At 31.3% G+C, this 21,892-nt stretch carries 16 protein-coding genes; 3 read left to right on the top strand and 13 right to left on the bottom strand.

The features are described from left to right. Positions 1-3: 3 nt before the first annotated feature. The 4 genes from Z053_RS0103060 to Z053_RS0103045 all read right to left on the bottom strand — a co-directional run bounded on the left by Z053_RS0103060 (position 4) and on the right by Z053_RS0103045 (position 4,774). Positions 4-1,500 carry an AMP-binding protein gene (locus Z053_RS0103060; RefSeq protein ID WP_025663561.1) on the bottom strand — a complete coding sequence of 499 codons (1,497 nt, stop codon included), beginning with the start codon at positions 1,498-1,500 and terminating at the stop codon, positions 4-6. A gap of 9 nt (positions 1,501-1,509) precedes the next feature. After that, positions 1,510-2,607 (bottom strand): hypothetical protein, encoded by a 1,098-nt coding sequence (locus tag Z053_RS0103055; protein ID WP_025663560.1) that lies wholly within the window; start codon positions 2,605-2,607, stop codon positions 1,510-1,512. 22 nt (positions 2,608-2,629) lie between these two features. After that, positions 2,630-3,235 carry a sugar transferase gene (locus Z053_RS0103050; RefSeq protein WP_025663559.1) on the bottom strand — a complete coding sequence of 202 codons (606 nt, stop codon included), beginning with the start codon at positions 3,233-3,235 and terminating at the stop codon, positions 2,630-2,632. A 393-nt stretch (positions 3,236-3,628) separates the two neighbouring features. Continuing rightward, positions 3,629-4,774, bottom strand: a complete 1,146-nt coding sequence (locus tag Z053_RS0103045; protein WP_025663558.1) for a glycosyltransferase family 4 protein — start codon at positions 4,772-4,774, stop codon at positions 3,629-3,631. Between the two features lie 410 nt (positions 4,775-5,184). Between Z053_RS0103045 and Z053_RS0103040 the strand changes: the two genes are divergently transcribed. The 3 genes from Z053_RS0103040 to Z053_RS29780 all read left to right on the top strand — a co-directional run bounded on the left by Z053_RS0103040 (position 5,185) and on the right by Z053_RS29780 (position 11,953). Next, positions 5,185-7,161, top strand: a complete 1,977-nt coding sequence (locus Z053_RS0103040) for a right-handed parallel beta-helix repeat-containing protein (protein ID WP_081748205.1) — start codon at positions 5,185-5,187, stop codon at positions 7,159-7,161. A gap of 273 nt (positions 7,162-7,434) precedes the next feature. Next, a complete protein-coding gene (locus tag Z053_RS0103035) occupies positions 7,435-7,803 on the top strand; it encodes an FEKKY domain-containing protein (RefSeq protein WP_025663556.1) in 369 nt (122 codons plus the stop codon). A gap of 517 nt (positions 7,804-8,320) precedes the next feature. Further along, on the top strand, positions 8,321-11,953 hold the full coding sequence (locus Z053_RS29780; protein WP_081748204.1) for a T9SS type A sorting domain-containing protein: 3,633 nt from the start codon (positions 8,321-8,323) through the stop codon (positions 11,951-11,953). Positions 11,954-12,145: 192 nt separating this feature from the next. Here Z053_RS29780 and Z053_RS0103025 read toward each other — a convergent pair whose 3' ends face one another. The 9 genes from Z053_RS0103025 to Z053_RS0102985 form a co-directional block, all read right to left on the bottom strand. Continuing rightward, positions 12,146-13,084, bottom strand: coding sequence for a hypothetical protein (locus tag Z053_RS0103025; protein WP_025663554.1), 939 nt, complete (start codon positions 13,082-13,084; stop codon positions 12,146-12,148). A gap of 3 nt (positions 13,085-13,087) precedes the next feature. Further along, entirely contained in the window at positions 13,088-14,416 is a 1,329-nt protein-coding gene (locus Z053_RS0103020; protein WP_323753639.1) for an MBOAT family O-acyltransferase, read from the bottom strand. A 111-nt stretch (positions 14,417-14,527) separates the two neighbouring features. Continuing rightward, positions 14,528-15,664, bottom strand: coding sequence for a glycosyltransferase family 1 protein (locus tag Z053_RS32120; RefSeq protein ID WP_025663552.1), 1,137 nt, complete (start codon positions 15,662-15,664; stop codon positions 14,528-14,530). 58 nt (positions 15,665-15,722) lie between these two features. After that, positions 15,723-17,117, bottom strand: a complete 1,395-nt coding sequence (locus Z053_RS0103010) for a phenylacetate--CoA ligase family protein (RefSeq protein ID WP_035094865.1) — start codon at positions 17,115-17,117, stop codon at positions 15,723-15,725. A 2-nt stretch (positions 17,118-17,119) separates the two neighbouring features. Next, positions 17,120-18,256 (bottom strand): glycosyltransferase family 1 protein, encoded by a 1,137-nt coding sequence (locus Z053_RS0103005; RefSeq protein ID WP_025663550.1) that lies wholly within the window; start codon positions 18,254-18,256, stop codon positions 17,120-17,122. After that, positions 18,256-19,146, bottom strand: coding sequence for a glycosyltransferase family 2 protein (locus tag Z053_RS0103000; protein WP_025663549.1), 891 nt, complete (start codon positions 19,144-19,146; stop codon positions 18,256-18,258). The genes Z053_RS0103005 and Z053_RS0103000 overlap by 1 nt, the downstream gene beginning before the upstream one ends. Positions 19,147-19,258: 112 nt before the next feature. Next, the gene (locus Z053_RS0102995; RefSeq protein ID WP_025663548.1) at positions 19,259-20,353 is read right to left on the bottom strand and encodes an EpsG family protein; all 1,095 of its coding nucleotides are present in this window, start codon (positions 20,351-20,353) and stop codon (positions 19,259-19,261) included. Positions 20,354-20,388: 35 nt separating this feature from the next. Then, positions 20,389-20,949, bottom strand: a complete 561-nt coding sequence (locus Z053_RS0102990; protein ID WP_051475981.1) for a serine O-acetyltransferase — start codon at positions 20,947-20,949, stop codon at positions 20,389-20,391. 8 nt (positions 20,950-20,957) lie between these two features. Next, positions 20,958-21,890 (bottom strand): hypothetical protein, encoded by a 933-nt coding sequence (locus Z053_RS0102985; RefSeq protein ID WP_152538251.1) that lies wholly within the window; start codon positions 21,888-21,890, stop codon positions 20,958-20,960. Positions 21,891-21,892: the final 2 nt, after the last annotated feature.

The raw sequence follows: 21,892 nt of genomic DNA, 5'->3' as shown, positions 1-21,892 counted from the left end.
TATTTAATTTATGTCAAAATATGTTCTTAATTCTTTTCTGTTAATTTTTCCGTTGATACTGTGCGGAAACTCTTTTATAAATCGTACATGTCCCGGAATCATATAATCAGGCATTTTAGTTTTCATATAATTGAATATCTCTTCAGTATCAAATTCTTCAGATTCTATAGCCAAGCCTAACTCTGCATTACCTAATGCATTGGTAATATCTAAAGCAACCATATTCACCTTTCTCTCTGATTTTGTTTTTGCATGAAATTCTACTTCTGCCAGCTCCACTCGATATCCTCTAATTTTTACCTGAAAATCTGCTCTACCAACATATAAAAAATCTCCTTCTTCATCTTTAAAACAAAGGTCTCCGGTTTTATAGTAACGTTGTTTTTTTCCATTTTCTTCTCTCACAAAAAAACTTTGAGCATTTCGCTCTTCATTTTTCCAATATCCAGGAGTTATCTGTGGTCCTCCCAAGGACAGTTCTCCTGTTACATTTACCGGCACTTCTTCATTATCTTTATTTACAACAAGATACAATGTATCTTCTTGCGGCGTCCCTATAGCTATTATTCCATTATGAGCTTTTTGGTGAGTTTCTTTATGATATGGATAAAAGCCACTATAAACAGTAAACTCTGTAGGGCCGTAATAATTAAATATTTTACAATTAGGAAGGCATTCGCTCCATTCTTTAGCAATATCACTATGCAATGCTCCTCCACCAAAACTACAATATCTCACATCGGGAGCATTAATTTCGGGGAAATACGGCCTTAGATAATTTATGATCGAAGGTACCATCGTAAGAACCGTAAGTTTCTGCTCCTTAATAAGTTTAAAAATATAAAAGTACTTAATTGCTCCTTTTGGTATCGTATAGATACAAGAACCTGATAAGAAAGGAAATAAATAGGTTACTACAGAAAAATCAAAAGTAAGTTCGAACATTTGTAAACATCGATCTGAAGGAACCAGATTAAATTCTGGTTCAGCATCAATCGCATTTACAAGTGCATTAACATTATCAAAAGTAATAGGAACCCCTTTAGGAAGCCCAGTAGTACCTGATGTAAATAATATATATGCTAACTGATCTCCAGAAACATCCTTAGGCTTCAGGTTAATATCTGTAGTATCTAATGCTCCCGAAGCAATAACTTTATAATCCTTATAAATTGAGGTTTCAGAAGAATCAATAACATATTGTGTTTCTGTTAATTCAAAAACTTTACTATTACGCTCAATTGGTGTTGATGGATTTACAGGAACGTATGCTTTCCCTTCGAGCCAAAGTGCAAGGATACTTGCATAGGTCTGAAGATCATCATTAGTAACTAAACCAATTAGTTTTTCAGAATCTTCTACAGTATTAGCTATGGCATTTCTTATTTTAGATATTTCAATAGCAAAATCATGATATGTATAAAACGTATGATTTATACATAATGCATTATGATCAGAATGGTTTTCTATCGATTCTTGTAGTGTTTTTACAAATTTCATCTTTTTGATTTAATAAAAATGACCATCTCTATTTAACATATTTGAATTTTCAAAATCGAGCCTAGTCTCATCGTGTGCTAATCCTTTTTTTATTACTTTATGGGTAAAAATAGTCCTATATCGTTTCGTTATATTATCTGATAATTTGGTATCGTCTGTAAAAATGAATTTCGTTTTCTTTTGGATAAAATTCTCTATTAAAGCATCGATACATACATCATAATTTTTCTCATCTTTTACCAAAAAATATTTAACATTAAACTCATTATAATTTATCACATAAGATAAAAAACCAATAATTTCATTTTCTTTTATAATTTTAAGATTATGAATATAAATATTATTACTGGTTCCTGTTTGCAATGATATATATGGATGTTTTGTTGCAATTGGAGTTTGCATATACTGCATCCCATTAATCTGCCAATTCACATATTCCTTTGTTTTATAGATCAGGTCATTTTTGCAAAGCGGATCTATAAACTGCCAGGTCGCATCATCCAACTGATTAATATACTCATAAGAAAGTGTTTTAGTTCTTTTTCTAGCTTTAGGTCTATTTAGTAACCTAATACATGATGCTACTGTATTATCGATTCTATCTAAGATAAATTTAATTGATTTTAAAAACCGAAACCTTCCTATAAGCATAGATGCATCGAGACTAAGGAAGATAGTATGTCTTAATCTTGATGCTATTACAGTAAAAGGTTGTTTTTCGTAAAACGTAGTTACATTTTCTGCATACGATTTTATGAGTATTTGTTTTCCTGTTAGATTTACAGCTTCGTTATAAATATAGGTTCCCAGAACTGTATCTTTATAATCCTTATGCACCCACCAGGAGATCATCCAATACACTTTTGATGGTTCTCCAATTCCATTATTAAGTAGATCGGGGAACATAAAAACAAAAGAGATCATTTTTTCGCCTTCATAACCAATAACTCCACAATAGTCCTCCTCTTCTATTCTCGAATTCGAAACTAACCATAATGCTTTACTTTTGGGTAATGGGGTAAGATTTCCTTTCCAATAGGTATTTTTTTCTATACCTTCTCTAAGCATTTTTTTGGTTAAGGCTACTATGTTTAAATTTTTATTCATCTATTATTCCTAAGAAATATAACTAGTTTGTACCGTCAAAATATTCTGATGTCAGATCGTTGGATAGATTCACATCTTCTTTTTGTATTACCTTTTTTAAGGTTAATCCGATTATTTTTAGATCTAACAAAAAACTATAATTTTCTACATACCATACATCATATTCGAACTTTTTTTTCCAGGTAATAGAATTTCTTCCATTAACCTGGGCCAATCCGGTAATACCCGGTCTTACATTATGTCTCTTTTTTTGAACATCATTATACACAGGTAAATATTCTATTATCAAGGGGCGAGGCCCTATCAGGGACATTTCTCCTAGTACTACATTAATCAATTGTGGAATTTCGTCTAAAGAAGTTTTTCTTACAAATGCTCCTACTCTGGTTATTCTATCCTTATCTGGCAATAAATTTCCTTGTGCATCTCTTCTATCATTCATAGTCTTAAACTTAATGATGCTAAAAATCTTTTCATTTTTACCTGGTCTTCTTTGAACAAAAAATGGTTTGCCTCGATTTGCAATAGCCAGAAAAAGAATCAATAGTATAAATACAGGTAAAATAAAGATCAGGAATAGTAGCGACACACTAAAATCAAGACTTCTTTTTATAAAAAACTTATACACCTTTTTAAAGTTTAGACGGCCATAAAAGGGACTCTATTATTTACTCCAACAAATGTATAAACCATTTGTTAAAAAGTGAAATAAAAGAATTACTATCTCCTTTACAATCATTAATATTAACAACAAAATGATATGATCCTAAAAATGTATCCAGGACAATCACATAACACTAAAAATTGGGGGAATAAACAGACAAATATTATTTATACTACCAGGGAATGAAGCTAATAATTTGTCTATGATTCTATATCTAAAATCGAGAGTAAATATACAATCAATATTTCGGTTTTTACCTCATTGAATTAACTTTTTTTAACAAGGAATTGTTATTAAAAAATTATGTGCAAAAACAGATACAATTTTTATATATAAGTTTGTATCTGTCCTCCATAATTACAACGTGCGATACTCTTCCAGCAGCGCTTCCCAAACTACCTTTCGTTCATATCGACTAGTGATCGATTCTCGAGCATTGCCGGCCAAGGTATCTCGTTGGGTCTTGTCTTCTACCAGCATTTTTAAATTCTGAAACAACTGTTCTGCATCTTTTACCGGGATGATTTTGCCATTTATTCCCTCTGTTATAATCTCATTACAGCCATTAATATCGGTTACAATACTTGCTAATCCCATAGATGCAGCTTGCATCACTACGTTAGGAAACCCTTCGCGATAACTGGGAAATGCCAATATATCAGAAATTGCAAAATAAGGCCGTACATCATTCTGCCAGCCTACGGTAATGATATTTGGATTGGTATTAATTTCTTCTTCGGTATCTGGGGATAATGGATCTAAATCCTTTTCATAGGTACCTACCAACAATAATTTGACAGTAGCAGACGCTGTATTTAATTTCTTAAACGCATCAATAAGCTCATGTATACCTTTATCTTTTACCAGTCTACCAACATATATAATTACTGTATCTGTAGATTTAATACCAAGGCTCTCAGATAATTTAAGATTTTCTTCTTTAGTATAAAGTCCCGGATCAAAGAACGAAGTATCTATCCCGTTAGAACTCCCATTGGCGATAACTTTTAATTTTTTTGATGACGTATATTTATTAGCTATAATAATGTCATTAAGCCCAGATGAATTGGGGTAAATTTTGGTAGCACAGGTATAAGTAGCTTTTTCTACTGTATCCAACAGTACTCTCTTTGCTCCTGTAGCTTCTAGTAATGGCAATCCAGCAATCGTATGTAAACGATGAGGCACACCTGCCAGCTTTGCAGCCAACATAGACAATGTTCCCGCCTTAGGAGTATGACTATGAACTATTTGCGGTTTTTCTTTTTTAAAAACTTTATATAATCTGTAGACTGCTTTTAAATCTTTGATCGGAGTAATCTTACGAGTCATCTCAACCGGGATCACACGCACCCCTTCATTCTGTGACACCATATCTAATTGCCCTTCTCCTTTTCCCGATACTCCAATGATATCATAATATTGAGACATAAATTTTAATTGTCCCTGTAATAATTTCCCTAATGATATAGGTACGGTAGTAACCCTAATTATTTTTTGCATTTTCCCCAGACTTAAAAAGTATAACTAGTAAACTCATTATCAATTTGTAATTACAATAACAATGAGTTGATTCTAAAATATTTTCGGATACAAATATAGTTATATGTGAGTGTTTGAAAACTTTAAATTATGGTTTCTTTTATTTTTTAATCGCCAGGCAAAATAACTAGTAAAAATGCTGTTGTTTTCTGCGGAAAATCAACAAAAAAAGTAAGGTTTACGCTATTAAAATCAAGTATTTACGTTTTTTGAAGAAAATTTAACATTTCCAAATAAAATTTACACAATTAATTTCTCAATCTTACGTTAGTGCACTTAATAACTAACTCAAAAAAGTAACAACAAACTCAAAAAAAATGGTAAATAACTTAAAAACAGAATAATAATTAACCCAAATAAATATCCCCCCAATGAAAAAGTTACCTTATTACCTACTTATTTTTATGAGCTGTATTGCTATTTCCTGTAGCAAAGAAAATGTTGATGAAGTTGCTCCGCCAGATACTGAAGGAGAAGTTCCTGTTATTGATCCAATAGCTGATACACCACCAAATGTGGTTACTACTCCTTGTGATTTCGACCTATCTACTGTTGCTGCCAATTCTACAATCGTATTTAACTGTGTTTTAGATCTTAAAGGAGAAACGATCACACTACCAGCTAATGTTAAATTTGAATTTGACGGTGGTGATGTTAAAAATGGAAAATTAATTTTTGCCGGTGGTACTATCGCTGGTGAACTTTTAAGTTCTAGTATAGAAATCGAAGGAGATGTACAACTTAAAGAACCTACCTTTAAATTTTTTGCTTCGCGGTGGAACGGTATTGTCGAAGGAACTACCACTTCTGAGATTGCTCAAGAAAATACTTTTGAGCTAGAACGATTATTTGAGTATACAAAAAGCTATGGAGCTAAGACTTTTCAGATTGGTAAGTTTGATGCTTTTTTCCAGATACACTATCCAACAGCACCTTATACTATAGTTCATCATAAGGCTATTGAAGCAGTTAATGTCCCTTCTGATTTTAATCTGGTAATGTCTGATAATACTAACCTGCGTGTTTTTCCTGGTGTTGCAGAAAATGAAAGAGGAGCCCTATTAGCTGTACGTGATGCAGAAAATATTACTATATCTGGAGGAAATTTAATTGGTGATAGAAATATACGAGCCTACCCTCCTGGCGAATTAGCAGGACAGTATGGCTCACATACTTTGTTAATTAATGCTGGAAGAAATGTTACCATAGATGGTGTTCGATTTATTGATGGATCCAGTGGTTCTCTTAATATTAACTCTATTGGTTTTTCTTTTAATCCAGATACCTATAATCCTACTACTAACGTAACTGTACAAAACTGTATATTCGAGAATAGTAGAAGAATGAGTATCGCTTTGACAGAAGGTAGAGATATCAAAATATTAAATAATACGTTTACCAATACTGGTAACGTTTCTACAAATTCTGATGGTGGTGAAGTTGGATATGCTATTAATATTGAAGCCACAAGAAGAAGAGATCCTGATACAGGAGAGCTTAGAGAATTTGAAAGAGTTTTTGATGTCCTTATCAAAGGAAATACCGAAACTGGTAGTAGAGGCGGATGTGTATCTATAACTATTGGTCAGACCGTAACTGTTGAGGAAAATAATTTTGAAACCCAATTAGTGTTTACACACACCAACGGTACAAAAATCATTAATAATACGTTTAAAGCATTATCTGAAAAGGCTAAAGAGCGATTTGCCATATTTGCAGCAGATGGTGGTGAAACTGCTTTTAACAATATAATTTCTGGTAATAACATCTCTGGATATGACCTGGCAATTGCTACCAATGCCGATGATACGGATATCACTAATAATACGATAACCGATTGTGCTATAGGATTACAATTTGGAAAATCTAAGAATTCTGAATTTAATGATAATAACATTACTACATCTGGTAATGCTATAAGTGCTACAAATTCTTTTGCAAAAAACATCTCCTTAAAGCGTAATACAGTTAATGGTGGTCGTTTTCATGTATATTTTGCACAGCTTAATAATAAGCCAGAATATAGTGACTATCGTGTAACCTTAGAAGATAATACATTTACGACTTCTAAAGCTGTAAACTTCACAAAGACCAATGGTATTATATTTAAAAACAATAAGGTTGATGGTGGTTTACAAATTGGAGATGCTTCTAATATAGAAGTTTCTGGAAATACTAAAATTAGCCCTACAGAGAGTGATGGAATTCGATTATTCGGAGATAACTCATCAGTAACGTTGCTTAATAATACCATCTTTGAACCAACAGGTGCGGCAAGATTCGTATGTATAAATAATAATTCTACTAATCCAGGGGCGGTAACCGATACAGGTAATACATGTAACTAATTAGTCTAAAATATTTTATAAAAAACCAGAGTTGTTATACTCTGGTTTTTTTATTGTATAACCTATTTTAATAATATCATGATATTATTAAAAGTGAAATATTTCTTTAATGTAAATTTGTTTAAAATTCATCCTCTATAAGATTAAGTTCGTCACATTTTTAAAGAATGGTTCTATATAAAGTTCTAGGACTTATATTTTTGTAAATTCAAAATTTATAAATGGAATATAATAGCAATTGTTATTACAACATTTTTGTACACAAGTTGACAAATGACACTTAAAAAGAAAATAAGAATTGGAATCGGAATCTTAATAATTGGAATTTCATTTTGGCAATTCGGGCTATTTAATAGATTTAATTATTTGACTGCAAAAATTGACATTTGGCGTGATTCTCCTAGAATTGCAATGGTTGGAATACCTTCCTATCCTTGCGGAGTTCCTTGTATCGGGTTGAATGAGGAATACGGATTTCATGAATCCAATGTTGGCTGTTTAGTAACTGGACCTCAATTATGTGGAATTGACTCATATAACGCCCAAATTGAAAAGTATCTGAATAAAAGAAACGGAAAAGATTGGCGTAAAAAATACGAAGCGGAATTAGACTCGCTGATTAAAAATAATTTATTAGAATAAAACCTGTGTACAACACTATATATGTGATCATAGCAGCTAAGTGATGAATTGAATGGTTGTTGTATTTTTTTGGTAAGGCGCAATGCTTGCAAAAAGTAAAAGTTAGCAACCAATGCGCAGAAATGTCGATGGTTTGGTAACATTTTACTCTGCTACGACACATATATTAAACGTTACCTACAAGCGCAAAAAAATAGAATGTTTGAAAATTTCTGAGCCGTAGACGAAAAAAATTAATGAAACACTTATTAACCAAAACAACAGTATGAGATTAGAAGGAATGTGTGTGTGTGTGTGGAATAGGTCGATTAAAATTAAATTTAATTTTTTATGGTAACATTTTGTTTAGTAATGACACTAACAAATATGACATTCAGAATCAAATTATTTTTTTATACCTAAATGCACTTAAGTTATCCATTTTTTAAATTTTACTTAAAGAAATAATTTTATAATACTCACTCAAAATAAAATTAACAATTACAAAAATTACGGATCACCAATTATATTTATATCTATGAATTGTATAAAAAAAATCACAATTTTATTAATGCTTATATTTTATAGTAATAGCTATTCTCAGTTTGATGAAACTACTGTTTTTGATTCAAACACCCCTCCATTTTCATATACTGATATAGTAACTGCATTTGATTTAGATGGTGATAACGATACTGATATCATTTTTGAAGCATCTTCTAAATTAAGATGGTATGAAAACACAAATAATAAAGGAGATTTTGACAAGTCTAAAGTTTTAATAGAAAATATTAGAGATATAAAAGTTATAGAAGCTAAGGATTTGGACAATGACAATGACTTAGACATTATTATTTTTATCTCTAGTAGATTTACTACTACATTACGTGTATATGAAAATTTAGGGAATGGAATTTTAGGAGATGAAAAAAGAATAGATATAGGAGAGTACCCAATCAATCTAGGGGATTTAAAACATCTGATCGCTACAGATGTAGATGGTGATAATGACAATGATATAGCTTTGGCATTTACTAGTGGCATTTTTTGGATCAAAAATATAGATGGAAAAGGAAGTTTTGATGGGGCAAATGTATTGAGGATGTCTGCAAAAACAGCAGAATATATGATAGCAAAAGATGTCGATTTTGATAATGATATAGATATAATTGCTCATACAAATAATGAAGTCTTTTGGATAGAGAATATGGATAGCGCAACTTCTTTTATTGATCGAAATATAGGGACTTATACAAATGATATTAGATCAATCACTGCATTAGATATCGATAACGACAAGGATATTGATGTTTTAACTGCTATTAAAGTGGGAAGAAATGATGAGCGAATTGTTCTATCTCGAAATCATATTGGAGGAAACTTTATAGATCAAGAAATTTTAGTTTCTACAGATGGAAAAGATGTACCTAGACAAATTTTTTCTTCAGATATTGATAAAGATGGAGATCTAGATATTTTATATAGATCATTTGAGAGAACTATGTGGATTGAAAATATTGATGGACAAAATTTTGACCAAAACCATTTAATCTCTAAAGGTTTTAGAGGAGTTACCTTAATTCCGGCACATTTGGATGACGATGGATATGAAGACATCATATCTTTTAATACTATAAGTTATTATGCAATTGCTTGGCAAAGAAATATGGGTAATGGTATGTTTACTAATCATAATGTTTTAAACATAAAATCTTTTGAACCATATCAAGCTCTTAGTGCAGATTTTGATAATGATGGAGATCAAGACTTGATTTCTATTTCGGAAAACCCAATTTTTTCTAACACTGATGGTATTTTATCATGGTACGAAAACACTGATGGTAATGGAATTCATTTTTCTCAAAAATTAATTTCGTCAGATTTGGGGATTTTGGATGCCTATGGAACCAAAGCTGTTGTTGTTGCAACTGGAGATATTGATGGCGATAACGACATTGATATCGCTGCCACTCATGGAAGGCATATAGTTTGGTATGAAAATATAGATGGAAAAGGAAATTTTAGTGAGGATAGACGACCTATTACTAATAAACAAGTCAAAGCAATTGTTATTGCCGATATCGATGGAGATGATGACAATGATTTGATTATAGCTCCTTCTGGTTTTGGACAAAATAGAATATTATGGTATGAAAATGTAGATGGAAAAGGAAAATTTGCAGAATATCCTAATGAAGTAACTAGTCTATTAGATCTTCATGAAACAAATCAGGTTATGGTATCGGATATTGATGGTGATAATGATTTAGACATTATATTTGATACAGATAGCCGTTTATATTGGTATGAAAATATAGATGGAAAAGGAAATTTTACTTTTAATAGTGATAATTCATTAGTTTTAGTTTTAGACAGTATAGAATCTTTTGTTGTAGAAGATATAGATGGGGACAATGATTTAGATATTTTATCCGTTTCTAGTAAAGAAGACAAGATATATTGGAGTGAAAATTTAGATGGAAAAGGAAGCTTCGGTTCTGCAACGGTAATTTCATCTGATCTAACCGGACCTAATTTTGTGGTTTCAGGAGATATTGATAATGATGGAGATAAAGATCTAATAGCTGCTTCATCTTTGTACAATAAAAGTAGTTGGCCAGTTGGAACTACAGATTTCTTAAATAAAATAGTTTGGTACGAAAATATAGATGGAAAAGGAAATTTTGACAATGGTCAAATAATTTCTGAAAACATGGATAAAGTAGAGTACTTAAATTTATCTTATGTTAATAATGATAACAAAATTGATATTGTATCTGCCTCTAGTAAAGATAAAAAAATAGCTTGGTTAGGGAATACTGTGGTTAATATGTCAGACTTGGATAATGATGGAGTAAATAATGATATAGATTTATGTGCCAATACTCCAGCGGGAGAGCAAGTAAATATAGATGGATGTTCACAAAGCCAATTAGATGATGATAATGATGGCGTTACTAATGATAAAGATTTATGTGCCAGTACACCTGCAGGAGAACAAGTAAATATAGATGGATGTTCACAAAACCAATTAGATGATGATAATGATGGCGTTACTAATGATAAAGATTTATGTGCCAGTACACCTACAGGAGAACAAGTAAATACAGATGGATGTTCACAAAGTCAATTAGATGATGATAATGATGGTGTTACTAATGATAAAGATTTATGTGCCAGTACACCTACAGGAGAACAAGTAAATACAGATGGATGTTCACAAAGTCAATTAGATGATGATAATGATGGTGTTACTAATGATAAAGATTTATGTGCCAGTACACCTACAGGAGAACAAGTAAATACAGATGGATGTTCACAAAGTCAATTAGATGATGATAATGATGGTGTTACTAATGATAAAGATTTATGTGCCAGTACACCTACAGGAGAACAAGTAAATACAGATGGATGTTCACAAAGTCAATTAGATGATGATAATGATGGTGTTACTAATGATAAAGATTTATGTGCCAGTACACCTACAGGAGAACAAGTAAATACAGATGGATGTTCACAAAGTCAATTAGATGATGATAATGATGGTGTTACTAATGATAAAGATTTATGTGCCAGTACACCTACAGGAGAACAAGTAAATACAGATGGATGTTCACAAAGTCAATTAGATGATGATAATGATGGTGTTACTAATGATAAAGATTTATGTACCAGTACTCCTGCGGGAGAACAAGTAAATACGGATGGATGTTCACAAAGTCAATTAGATGATGATAATGATGGTGTTACTAATGATAGAGATCTGTGCGCCAATACGCCTACAGCAGAACAAGTAAATACAGACGGATGTTCACAAAGCCAATTAGATGATGATAATGATGGTGTTACTAATGATAGAGATTTATGTGCTAATACTTCCTTAGATATAGAAGTAGATAATGAAGGATGTCCTGTAATTATTCAACAATCGTCAATTGTTTACCCAAACCCTTCTAAAGATAAGATATCAATTAGTATTCCTGATATCAAAATAGATGAGACTAAAGTTGATGTATATGTTTATGATCTACAGCAAAAATTGGTTTTAACTAAAACATATTCCATTCTAAATAGTGGAATAGAAGTTTCGTTAAGGGATGTTCCTAATGGAATATATTTTATAAAAATAGAAAGAGAGACTCCTATATTCTTAAAAATAATAAAACAATAAACAGATCTTAATAATGTAAAATCAAGCAAGTGCATAAAAATTTCAATGAATAAATTTCTATGTGCTTGCTGCAATTGCAAGGATTAAAATGAGCTTAAATCCTGAACTTTATAAAAAAAGAAAGTTTTAGTTTTAACAAAGCGTCTCACTATAAAAAGTCACTCTGACTAATATAATAACATCGAACTCGCGCTATTTAAACTTTTTAATCTGGTCTGCTAATTTTTTGGTAAATAGCTTGGCTCCATCATTATTTAAATGTGATGGATCATGAAACAATGTTGGTTTACCCATAAATTGTTGATCATTAAAAAAGTCTACAAAAGGGATATTTTCTTTTTCGGCTATCGTCTTAATCCTGTTAAAAGAAGTATTCATAGAATGATCTACAGTAAAATAAGTTGGGGAAGTAACAAAAACCAAATCTATATTATGATCCTTAGCGATTGCAATAAACATCTGGAGCGCAGCTACAAAATTTTGATCTATATCCTCTACTCCTTTTTCTATTTTTGATTGAACTTCTTCGTTTATATGCTTAGAAGGTTTAACTTTTCCAAATAATGGTCGGTATCCTTTATAATCCAGCTGGGGTGATGCATAATAACGAATAACATGCATAATTGTTGAATTGGTTTGGTATCCCCTGAAAAATAATTTAAAATCTACCAGCTTAGATTGTAATCCTAATATAGGTTTTAAATCATCTCTATAATCCGAATAATATGGATGCAGATCACTAAGCCTATCATATGCTTCTTTAGCATGATATAAAAAATCTTCATCAATATTTAAGATCATCAACTCTGGTTGCATTCGTTTAATAATCATTTTTTGGAGCGCCACATGATATAATAATTGTTGCCCCTCTGCCCCTGCATTATAACAAGATTTTTTCAATTCTGTTTCTATAACCTCGGGTACATAATGTCGGTGTGCATGAGAACTTCCAAATATTAATACTTTTGCATCTGTTTCTTGTATAGCATAAGTAGATCTGGCATATTTTCCGGTTTCTTGACTAAAAAACAATTGTTTAGAGATCATTCCTAAAGCAAAATCAACTATGAGAAAAATCACAAGAAATTTTCCAAGCTTGATTAAAGATGTCTTATATTCTTTTCTAATCATAATTTAAAACTGAAAATAAATAAACTGACTTTTACCAAATACTCCAAAGTACATAATTATATAAATCAAAACAGCATATCCTGTTAATCGTACAAATTCATACTTATGATTAGAAATCGAAAACATAGTATTGAAGTATTCTTTTTTCAATTCTACTACGACCAGAATAGCAATTGCCAAGGTTGCATATAATGAGGCAGTAATATCATCTCCGCTCCCTATGTATAATCTTCCTGGCGCCGTACAGATTTTTTTTATAATAAAAAAAGCATCTTCAATACTATTTGCTCTAAAGAACACCCAGGCAAAATTGATTAATATAAATGTGAGCAATACATTAAATACTCCTTTTCTTCTTTTCTTGAATACAAGAACTTCTGCAATAAGATAGAGGCCGTTTAAAGCTCCCCAAACTACAAAGGTCCAATTCGCTCCATGCCATAATCCGCTAATTAAAAACGTAATAAAAAGATTAAATAACCACCTTGGTTTTGCTACTCGATTTCCTCCTAACGGTATGTACAAATAATCTCTAAACCATGTTGATAATGAAATATGCCACCTGGTCCAAAACTCACTTACTGATGCCGAAAAATAGGGCCGCCTAAAGTTGGTCATCAAATCAAACCCAAAAAGTTTGGATGTTCCTATAGCAATTAACGAATACCCAGCAAAATCCCCATAAATCTGAAATGCAAACAATACTGTTGCTGCAATAAAACTTAAGCCATCATGATTTTCTGTATTGTTATATACCGCATTTACATAAATAGCTGCTCTGTCTGCTACAACCAATTTCAGAAAGAATCCCCAAATCATTAACTTTATTCCGTAAGAAAAAGTTTGGTATGTAAACGTTCTTTTCTTTAAAAACTGTGGTACCAGATTTGTCGCTCTTTCTATAGGTCCTGCAACTAACTGCGGAAAGAAAGCTACAAATGCAGCAAAAGCAATAAAATTCTTAGTGGGTTGTAACTTTTCTTTATAAATATCTATCGAGTATGATAATGTCTGAAAAGTGTAAAACGAAATACCAACAGGCAGAATAATTTGTAATGTCCATGTACTTTGAAGTTCATAACCTACAGAAGCAAAAAGATCAATCCAGGAATCTATAAAAAAGTTATAGTACTTAAAAAAACCTAACATTCCCAAGTTAAACACAATACTTACCCAAAGCCATCTCTTTTTGACCGAAACCTCTTTAGACCCATATATTCGAGACCCCGCTGTATAATCAATAATCGTACTTAATGCTATCAAAGACAAAAAACGCCAATCCCACCAACCATAAAACACATAGCTAGCTAGAAGTAATAATACATTCTGCATCTTTAGACTTTTATACGTAACGAACCAATAGCCTATAAAAACTAAAGAAAGAAATACGAAAAAATCTATCGAATTAAAAAGCATATATCTATATTGATTTTAGCATAAGAATTAATGGTTTATTTGTTGAAGGTAAAATTCTTCAATTCGTTTTGTATTCGAAATAATATCATATCCTCCTTTAACGATTTGAGGTTTATTATTTATTCTGGTATATGACATTGCTTTTACCACTTTATTTGCCCAAAATTCTGCAGTATCTTTAATTGACAAAAATTCGATATCATTGGTTAAACTTACTTCGGTTGTAATAGTATCAGAAGCAAAAATCTTAAGTCCGGCTGCCTGAGCTTCGATAAGTGTTACTGGTAGCCCTTCATAAAACGAAGGAAATACAAAAGAATCAAATGCTTGTAATAATTCTGGGATATCTGATCGAACTCCTAAAATCATAACGTCATCCTCTACACCAAGACGTTTGGCTTCAGCAGCAATTTTCTCTCTCAAGGGGCCTTCCCCAACAAGCATCAATTTAGCATTGGGGTATTTTTCTATAATACGGGCAAATATTTGTATTAAGAATACATGATTTTTTTGAGTATCCAATCTTCCAACATGGCCGATCACAAATTTATCTTCAACTCCCAGTTCTTTCCTGTATTCTTTTCTTGTTTTTGGGTCGAAAACAAATTTTTCGGTATCAATAGCATTGTTCATGGTTAAAAATTCTGTGTTTTTACCAAAAAGCCATCGACCCGCTTTATCTCCACACGAAAAATAATGAGTAGCATCCTTACGATTTTTGTTTTTCAATCGAAATTTTATCAACTTTTTAACCGTATCGATAAGGTTTTCTTTACTAGGGACTAGGTCTGAAAATTTAATTTTTTCAATTGCAATATGTGCATGAACAATCCTAATCGGAATAGTAAACTCTTTAGCTATTTTAATAGGAAAACAACTAAATGTATTGAGATGAGAGTGAATAATAGTGTACTCTGTATGGGTTTTAAAAAATGCTCTTAATTCTTCATAGTACTTTCCCGGAAATATTGGGTTTATTGGTGATAATCTATAAATTTTTCCTCCAAGGCTTTCAATTTCATCATCAAAATCACATTTCTCTTTTCTATGTACCAGAAAATCAAACTGAATTTTTTCTCTATCTATCTTCCTATAATAGTTCATAATCATAGATTCTGAACCTCCCCTATCCATCATCGTAAAAACCTGTAAAACTTTGATCATTTTATAATATAATTATCTGTTATCACAACAACACTATATTCTTACCAGCTATATCACATTAGCTACCAATTTCTTCTTTAATGTTATTTTTTATCAATCTATATTTTCCACTTTTCTCTACTGGTATTTCGGCAACATGCTTTAAATCAATAGCAATACTAGATCCGACACGATCTCTTAAGTTTTTTAAAAACACCTTTTCATACTCAGGTGAGTATATTTGATCATCTTTCTCTATTAAAACCAAAAGGCTATCGATTACATCTTGCTGAATTTGGAATTTAATAATTCCTTTTACTCCTTTTAAACAATTAGAGATATTACCAAGATTAATCTTACCAATTTCTTCAGAATATATATAATCTGAGATACGTCCCAAAACTTCTTTAACTAATGGATTATTATTCCCACAATTACATGTATCATTATCATCTGCTAACTCAATTTGATCACCTATATCGTATCGTATTAACGGGGTACCATAAGTAGTAAAAGAAGTTACTACAAGTCTTCCTTTTTTACTAGGCTCATTATTTTCATTCAAAACTTCAAAAACTCCACTTTTTAAATCCATGTGTAGCTTTTTATTTTTGCATTCAAAAATAAATGGAGCTCCTTCAGAAGAGGCATATTGATTGTATAGATTTGTTTTAAAATAATTTTCAAGAACATCTCTAATATCGTCTGTGATTGTTTCTGCTGTTGGAAATATTGCCTTTATAATATTTGCAGGAAAATCTATATTATGAGCTACTCCATACTTTGCAATTTCATACATCGTTGAAGGAAAACCAACCATATATTGAGGCTTATACGTCATCAGATCGTTAATATAATGTTTTAGATATTTTCCATGGATATGAAACGTAGAGTAATATCTCACTTTATGGATATGATCTGTTTTCCAAAATCTGTTTTTTTTCAGATCTCTATTATTTAAAAGATTTTTACCACTAAACCACGCTGTTTTCTTACCGAGTTTGTATCCAAATTCATTTCTAAAATTATCGAGTAGTGCAAATCGTTCCTGTATATCGTCGTGAGTATATACTACTTCTAAAGATTTCCCAGTTGTACCCCCTGTTTTAGAAAGTATACCTTCGCTTTTTTCAACTGTATAAATATCTGACAGATTATTCCTTAAGGTCTCTTTATCAATTATTGGCAGTTGTTTTATATTAGCAAGATCTTCGGGAGACTCTATCGTAGAGAAAATATTTCTATAATACTCAGAATGATTTTTTGTATGTAATACAAGCTCTTTGTATTTTTCAATTTGCAACTCTTTCAGTTCGTCTAATGACAAATTTCTTTTTTGTAAATACGCATTCAGGAAATATTTATATTTCCCAGAATACCTTTTTTTATATGCTAAAAGATTATAAATAGAAACAATCCAATTTTGTATAAAATGCGGAGATTGTTCATAAATCTTGTCCTGCATATTTCCCATAACTATTTATTATTTAGATAAAAGTTTTGTATTTTTTCTGTATTAGATCCGATATCATACCCTGCTTTTGCGATTTTATCGCTGTTATCTTGTTTTTTATATGGTAAAATATCGAATATCCTATGTACCCAAAAACTAGTTGATTTTTGAATCGAAACAAATTCGATATCATCGGTTAGTTTTACTTCTTGAGTAATCGTATCGGATGCCAAAATCTTAAGTCCTGCAGCTTGAGCTTCAATTAAAGTAACAGGAAGGCCTTCATAAAATGAAGGAAAAACAAAAATATCCATCATCTGAAGCAATTCTGAAATATCAGACCTAACCCCTAACATTTTAACTTGATCCTGAATTCCCAGATCATCAATTTCTTGCTCTATAGCCTGTTGTAATTCTCCATTTCCTACAAGTACTAAAATACAATCTGGTCTTTTTTCCAGAATATTTGCGAATATTCGAAGTAAATATGAATGATTTTTTGCATTATTAAGACGTCCCACATGCCCGATTAATACTTTACCCTCTAGGTTCAATTCCTTTCTATATTTCGTATCTGTATCAGGGTTGTAGACAAATTTTTTGGTATCTATGGCATTATTCATTGTGTAAAAATCATTCTTTTTACCAAAAAGCCATTGCCCAGCTTTTTCTCCACATGAAAAACGATGGGTAGCATAGGTGCTCACCTTTTTTCTCAATCTAAATTTTATAAGTTTTTTTATCGTTTCTGTGATGTTTTCTTTATTAGGTACAAAATTTCTAAGTTTAATATTTTCGAACGCAGTATGTGCATGGGCAATTCTACAAGGGATATTAAACTCTTTTGCTATTTTTAGAGGAAAACTGCTAAATGTATTTAAATGAGAATGTACTATTGTATACCCTTTATGTTCATTAAAAAATATTCTAAGTTTATGATAATATTCTTTTGGAAAAAAAGGGTTAATTGGATCCATGATATAGATTTTTCCTCCTAAACTTTTGATTTCATCATCAAAAGCCGCATTTCCTTTTCGATGTACCAAAAAGTCAAACTGAACTTTATCTCTATCTATATTACGATAATAGTTCATGATCATGGATTCTGCTCCTCCCCGATTCATAATAGTAAAAATCTGTAATACTCTAATTGGCCCCATTAAATTCCTTCTTTAGTTTTATATCTTATATAGAGATTTAGTACTATTCCGAAAGGAATTGCGAGAATAGTAGTGATTTTTTTTGGAGATTCTTTTAAAAAAGAACCATTCTTTATAAACAATGAACTTGATACATAATGAATTGCATTTTTAAACTTATCCTTAAAGTTTGTTGCCAATTGCATTCTGCTCTTTCTTGAAAATGCAAAACCTCTGGGGTGTCGTCGATATTGTTTTAACATATTCATACTAGAGCCATCCACCATATACTCTACCACACAAAAAACTTCGTTAACTGGTAATAGCTTATAATCTTGATCAATCAATTGATATAGATATCCAAGTGGAACAAAACGTTCTCCTTCAAAAATTGGATATGGAGGGTATTTCTTGACTACTTCGGTTCTATATACCAGTTTTTTATCCCCCAATACTTTATGAGTATTATATAACTCATACATTGTAGTTTCTTTAATCCCTTCTGGAATTTTGGTTCCAATAATAGCTCCGCTTTCGTCTGCATCTAATCCAACCAAACCTGCATATTCTGGTTTATCTTTAATGGTTTCCCAGGAATCCAGTATTTTTTGAATTGCTTCCTCTCCCACAAAATCATCACTATCAATACAAACATTAAGTGTAGTTTCAATAAGTCTATAGGCCGCATTATGCCCCCCGTGCATTCCCAGATTTTTTTGATAGTGATACTGTATATCTATTTTATTTTCATTAATCCAGGACGTTACCAATTCTTTGGTATTATCAGAAGAGCCGTCATCAATAATTAGCCATACAAAATCCTGATTTGATTGTTTAATAAGGCTTTCATAGCATTTATGTAAGCAATACGCTCTGTTATATGTAGGAGTAAATACTGTAATCGTTTTCATCTGTTCTTTTTTATTGTTTTTTAGTTGTCAGATGGAATTCGCCATTGAACATCTCGGTTAGTATCACATTAATTGTTATGGCTCATTTCATACTTTTTTATTGGTTAATTTGTTATCCAGAATATACGTAATACATAGCATAGGTAAACATAAAATAAACAAGTGTTATTTTTCCTATCATAAAATGGTGATCTTTAAAAAATCGTTCTTTAAGAAATGGGTAAATGACAACTAATCCCATCATAAACCATGATAAATAAGCAAACCTATTAGAGTAATTTGCTTTGATTACCAAAATCCAAAATCCATTACAAATTAGATAAGTATTTAGAAGTCTAAAATAAAAGGGGTCTTCAAAATTTTTCTTATAAATAACATACCACCCTGCAAAAACTGCAAATGCGCTATGAAATAAAAAATCCCAGCGAAAACCGGTACTGGCAAAAGTACCTTCTTCTGCCTGAGCTGTCAAATAATCAGAAAGTCTATCATCAAACCCCAAGCTACTAAAAATAGACACCCAAAAACCTCCCATTGCCAATGAAAGCGGAATACAGGCTAACCATCCTTTTAGAAACACTTTGGGATCATTATAGAATCTTGTTATGGTAAAAGCTATTATAGGTAGTGACATCGTTTTATGAAAAGAAACCGATAACAAAAAGCAAAGTATCATAGCTATCGTATTTTTTCTAAAACTTACTCCTAATAAAAATAAAGATGTAGCAGCCCCATTTCTAATACCATTTACTCCATACGTATAAAAGGAGAAAGAAACCGCAAACATTAAAAACGCGTAATACCAATACTCCTTAAAAAGTTGTTTAGAAATTCTATATAAGGGTAATACATATATTGCTGCTGTGACAGTAAAAAATGTACGAGAAGAAGCCACATAAGACAAACTTTTCATATATAGGTGAAAAAGCACATCTGTATCTGATGTTACTACTCCTCCTAATCTATAGTAATTAAAGTACCTGGTATACGTTCTCATATCACCAAAAAACTTACCGCTTAATGGTCTTTGTCCCATATATAATATTATATATGCCATTAACACGAAACCAGCTATATTAATAAACCCAATATTTTTTGGGTCATCTATTTTTAATAGACGAGTATGTAAAAGAGTAAATAAAACCAGGAAAAGAAATAAATTTATATATACCGGAAAATATTGTTCTACTGGAATAAAATCAAACATACTCTCTTATTTTATTGTTTGTTTCATAACTCTTCTTATTTCTTATCCAGTATTCTAGCAGGATTACCCACCGCGGTACAGTTATCGGGTATACTCTTGGTGACTACACTACCAGCTCCAATAACACAATTATCTCCTATAGTAATATCTCCTATTACAATTGCTCCTGTATAAATAGATACATTATTGCCTATAGTTGGCCTTTTTCCTTTTTCCTCTCCAATGGTTACCAAATGATTTACATAGAAATTATCTCCTATGGCATCGGCATTTAGGATTGTACAATATGGATGCCCTGTAATAACTCCTCCTCCCAGTTTGGTAGTAATATCAATAATAAAATTTTTCTGTTTTCTACAATATAGGTTAAGAATATGTGACACCAAACTTCTCGTTCTAAAATAAAATATAGTTCTAAAATCTGGTGAATTTGCCAAAAAATCAAGAAGTAACGCATTTTTACTCATATTCATTCCTTTTACAGAGGCCCACCGCTCTATATCCATATCGATCTTATTTCTATTTTTACTCAATTTGTATACAAATATGTGTGGAATAAGAAATATTTTATAAATGGCTATAAGTATTGATTTCATATACTATCTTATTTTACAGTGTTTGCACTTCTTATAATAGAATCGCAAAGTATATTAGTAAACTCTAACCCTCCGTGCTTATCCAGATGGTGACCGTCATAGGTTTTAAAATTTGTATGCGTACTCGATACATTAAAATTAAAGTACTCTATTTGATTAGATGTTGCTACGGTACTCATATCCTTATCAAAATTTTTATAAAATGAATTCTCTACAGCTACAAAATCAAGATCAATAGGCATACGTACCATATAAACATTACCATGTTTCTTTAACTTTTTAATTAAAACATCCAAACTGTTTAATCGCAAAGAAGAAACTTCATAATTCCTTATCATTTTATCAAATAATCTTCCTTGCCTTTTCTTCCATTCATCAAAAACTTTTGGATTTGTAGGTAAGTTATTTTCTTCAAGCCACCCGTCTTTATGCATTGTTGATGTTTTTCTAAAAAGCGCTTTAAAATGAAAATAAGTTAAATTTTTGAAAAGGTATTCATAATTAGGATTCATGTTAACAAATCTCATATTATGAGGCGGTCTATCTGCCTCTCTAAATTCTCCTTTATTATTATCATTATTCTTATCAGATCCAAACATCCATGGTGTAACCGAAATAATAAAAACTCCATTTTCTGAAGTTTCATCTAATTTCTTTCCTATACTTTTATTATATAAAGGGCCAATCGGAGTTTCTGCAATTGTCAAACTATAATTAAAAATGGGTAATTCATATTTTAATTCTTTTAACCTTTCGTTTATCACTCTTGGTTGTATCCCTTGCATACTTCTAGAATCTCCTATCACCATAGATACAGCTTTTGGGGTAGTAAATTTTTGATAAAAATAATCTACATTTCCTCCATATTCTACTAACACAAAAGTGGTTATTGCCAAGCAGCAAATAAAGAAAAGACACAACTTTAAAAGTAATCGTTTCATAA

The sequence above is a fragment of the Aquimarina megaterium XH134 genome (assembly GCF_000520975.1).
Lineage (GTDB): Bacteria > Bacteroidota > Bacteroidia > Flavobacteriales > Flavobacteriaceae > Aquimarina > Aquimarina megaterium.
Note: the sequence above shows the minus strand (reverse complement) of the source record. Positions and strands in the feature narration are given on the sequence as shown.

What these genes read in the sequence shown, in the direction of transcription:
- Z053_RS0103060 (WP_025663561.1), bottom strand. Translation starts at nt 1,500, where the DNA reads ATGAAATTTGTAAAAACACTACAAGAATCGATAGAAAACCATTCTGAT.
- Z053_RS0103055 (WP_025663560.1), bottom strand. Translation starts at nt 2,607, where the DNA reads ATGAATAAAAATTTAAACATAGTAGCCTTAACCAAAAAAATGCTTAGA.
- Z053_RS0103045 (WP_025663558.1), bottom strand. Translation starts at nt 4,774, where the DNA reads ATGCAAAAAATAATTAGGGTTACTACCGTACCTATATCATTAGGGAAA.
- Z053_RS0103040 (WP_081748205.1), top strand. Translation starts at nt 5,185, where the DNA reads ATGAAAAAGTTACCTTATTACCTACTTATTTTTATGAGCTGTATTGCT.
- Z053_RS0103035 (WP_025663556.1), top strand. Translation starts at nt 7,435, where the DNA reads ATGACACTTAAAAAGAAAATAAGAATTGGAATCGGAATCTTAATAATT.
- Z053_RS29780 (WP_081748204.1), top strand. Translation starts at nt 8,321, where the DNA reads ATGAATTGTATAAAAAAAATCACAATTTTATTAATGCTTATATTTTAT.
- Z053_RS0103025 (WP_025663554.1), bottom strand. Translation starts at nt 13,084, where the DNA reads ATGATTAGAAAAGAATATAAGACATCTTTAATCAAGCTTGGAAAATTT.
- Z053_RS0103020 (WP_323753639.1), bottom strand. Translation starts at nt 14,416, where the DNA reads ATGCAGAATGTATTATTACTTCTAGCTAGCTATGTGTTTTATGGTTGG.
- Z053_RS32120 (WP_025663552.1), bottom strand. Translation starts at nt 15,664, where the DNA reads ATGATCAAAGTTTTACAGGTTTTTACGATGATGGATAGGGGAGGTTCA.
- Z053_RS0103010 (WP_035094865.1), bottom strand. Translation starts at nt 17,117, where the DNA reads ATGGGAAATATGCAGGACAAGATTTATGAACAATCTCCGCATTTTATA.
- Z053_RS0103005 (WP_025663550.1), bottom strand. Translation starts at nt 18,256, where the DNA reads ATGGGGCCAATTAGAGTATTACAGATTTTTACTATTATGAATCGGGGA.
- Z053_RS0103000 (WP_025663549.1), bottom strand. Translation starts at nt 19,146, where the DNA reads ATGAAAACGATTACAGTATTTACTCCTACATATAACAGAGCGTATTGC.
- Z053_RS0102995 (WP_025663548.1), bottom strand. Translation starts at nt 20,353, where the DNA reads ATGTTTGATTTTATTCCAGTAGAACAATATTTTCCGGTATATATAAAT.
- Z053_RS0102990 (WP_051475981.1), bottom strand. Translation starts at nt 20,949, where the DNA reads ATGAAATCAATACTTATAGCCATTTATAAAATATTTCTTATTCCACAC.
- Z053_RS0102985 (WP_152538251.1), bottom strand. Translation starts at nt 21,890, where the DNA reads ATGAAACGATTACTTTTAAAGTTGTGTCTTTTCTTTATTTGCTGCTTG.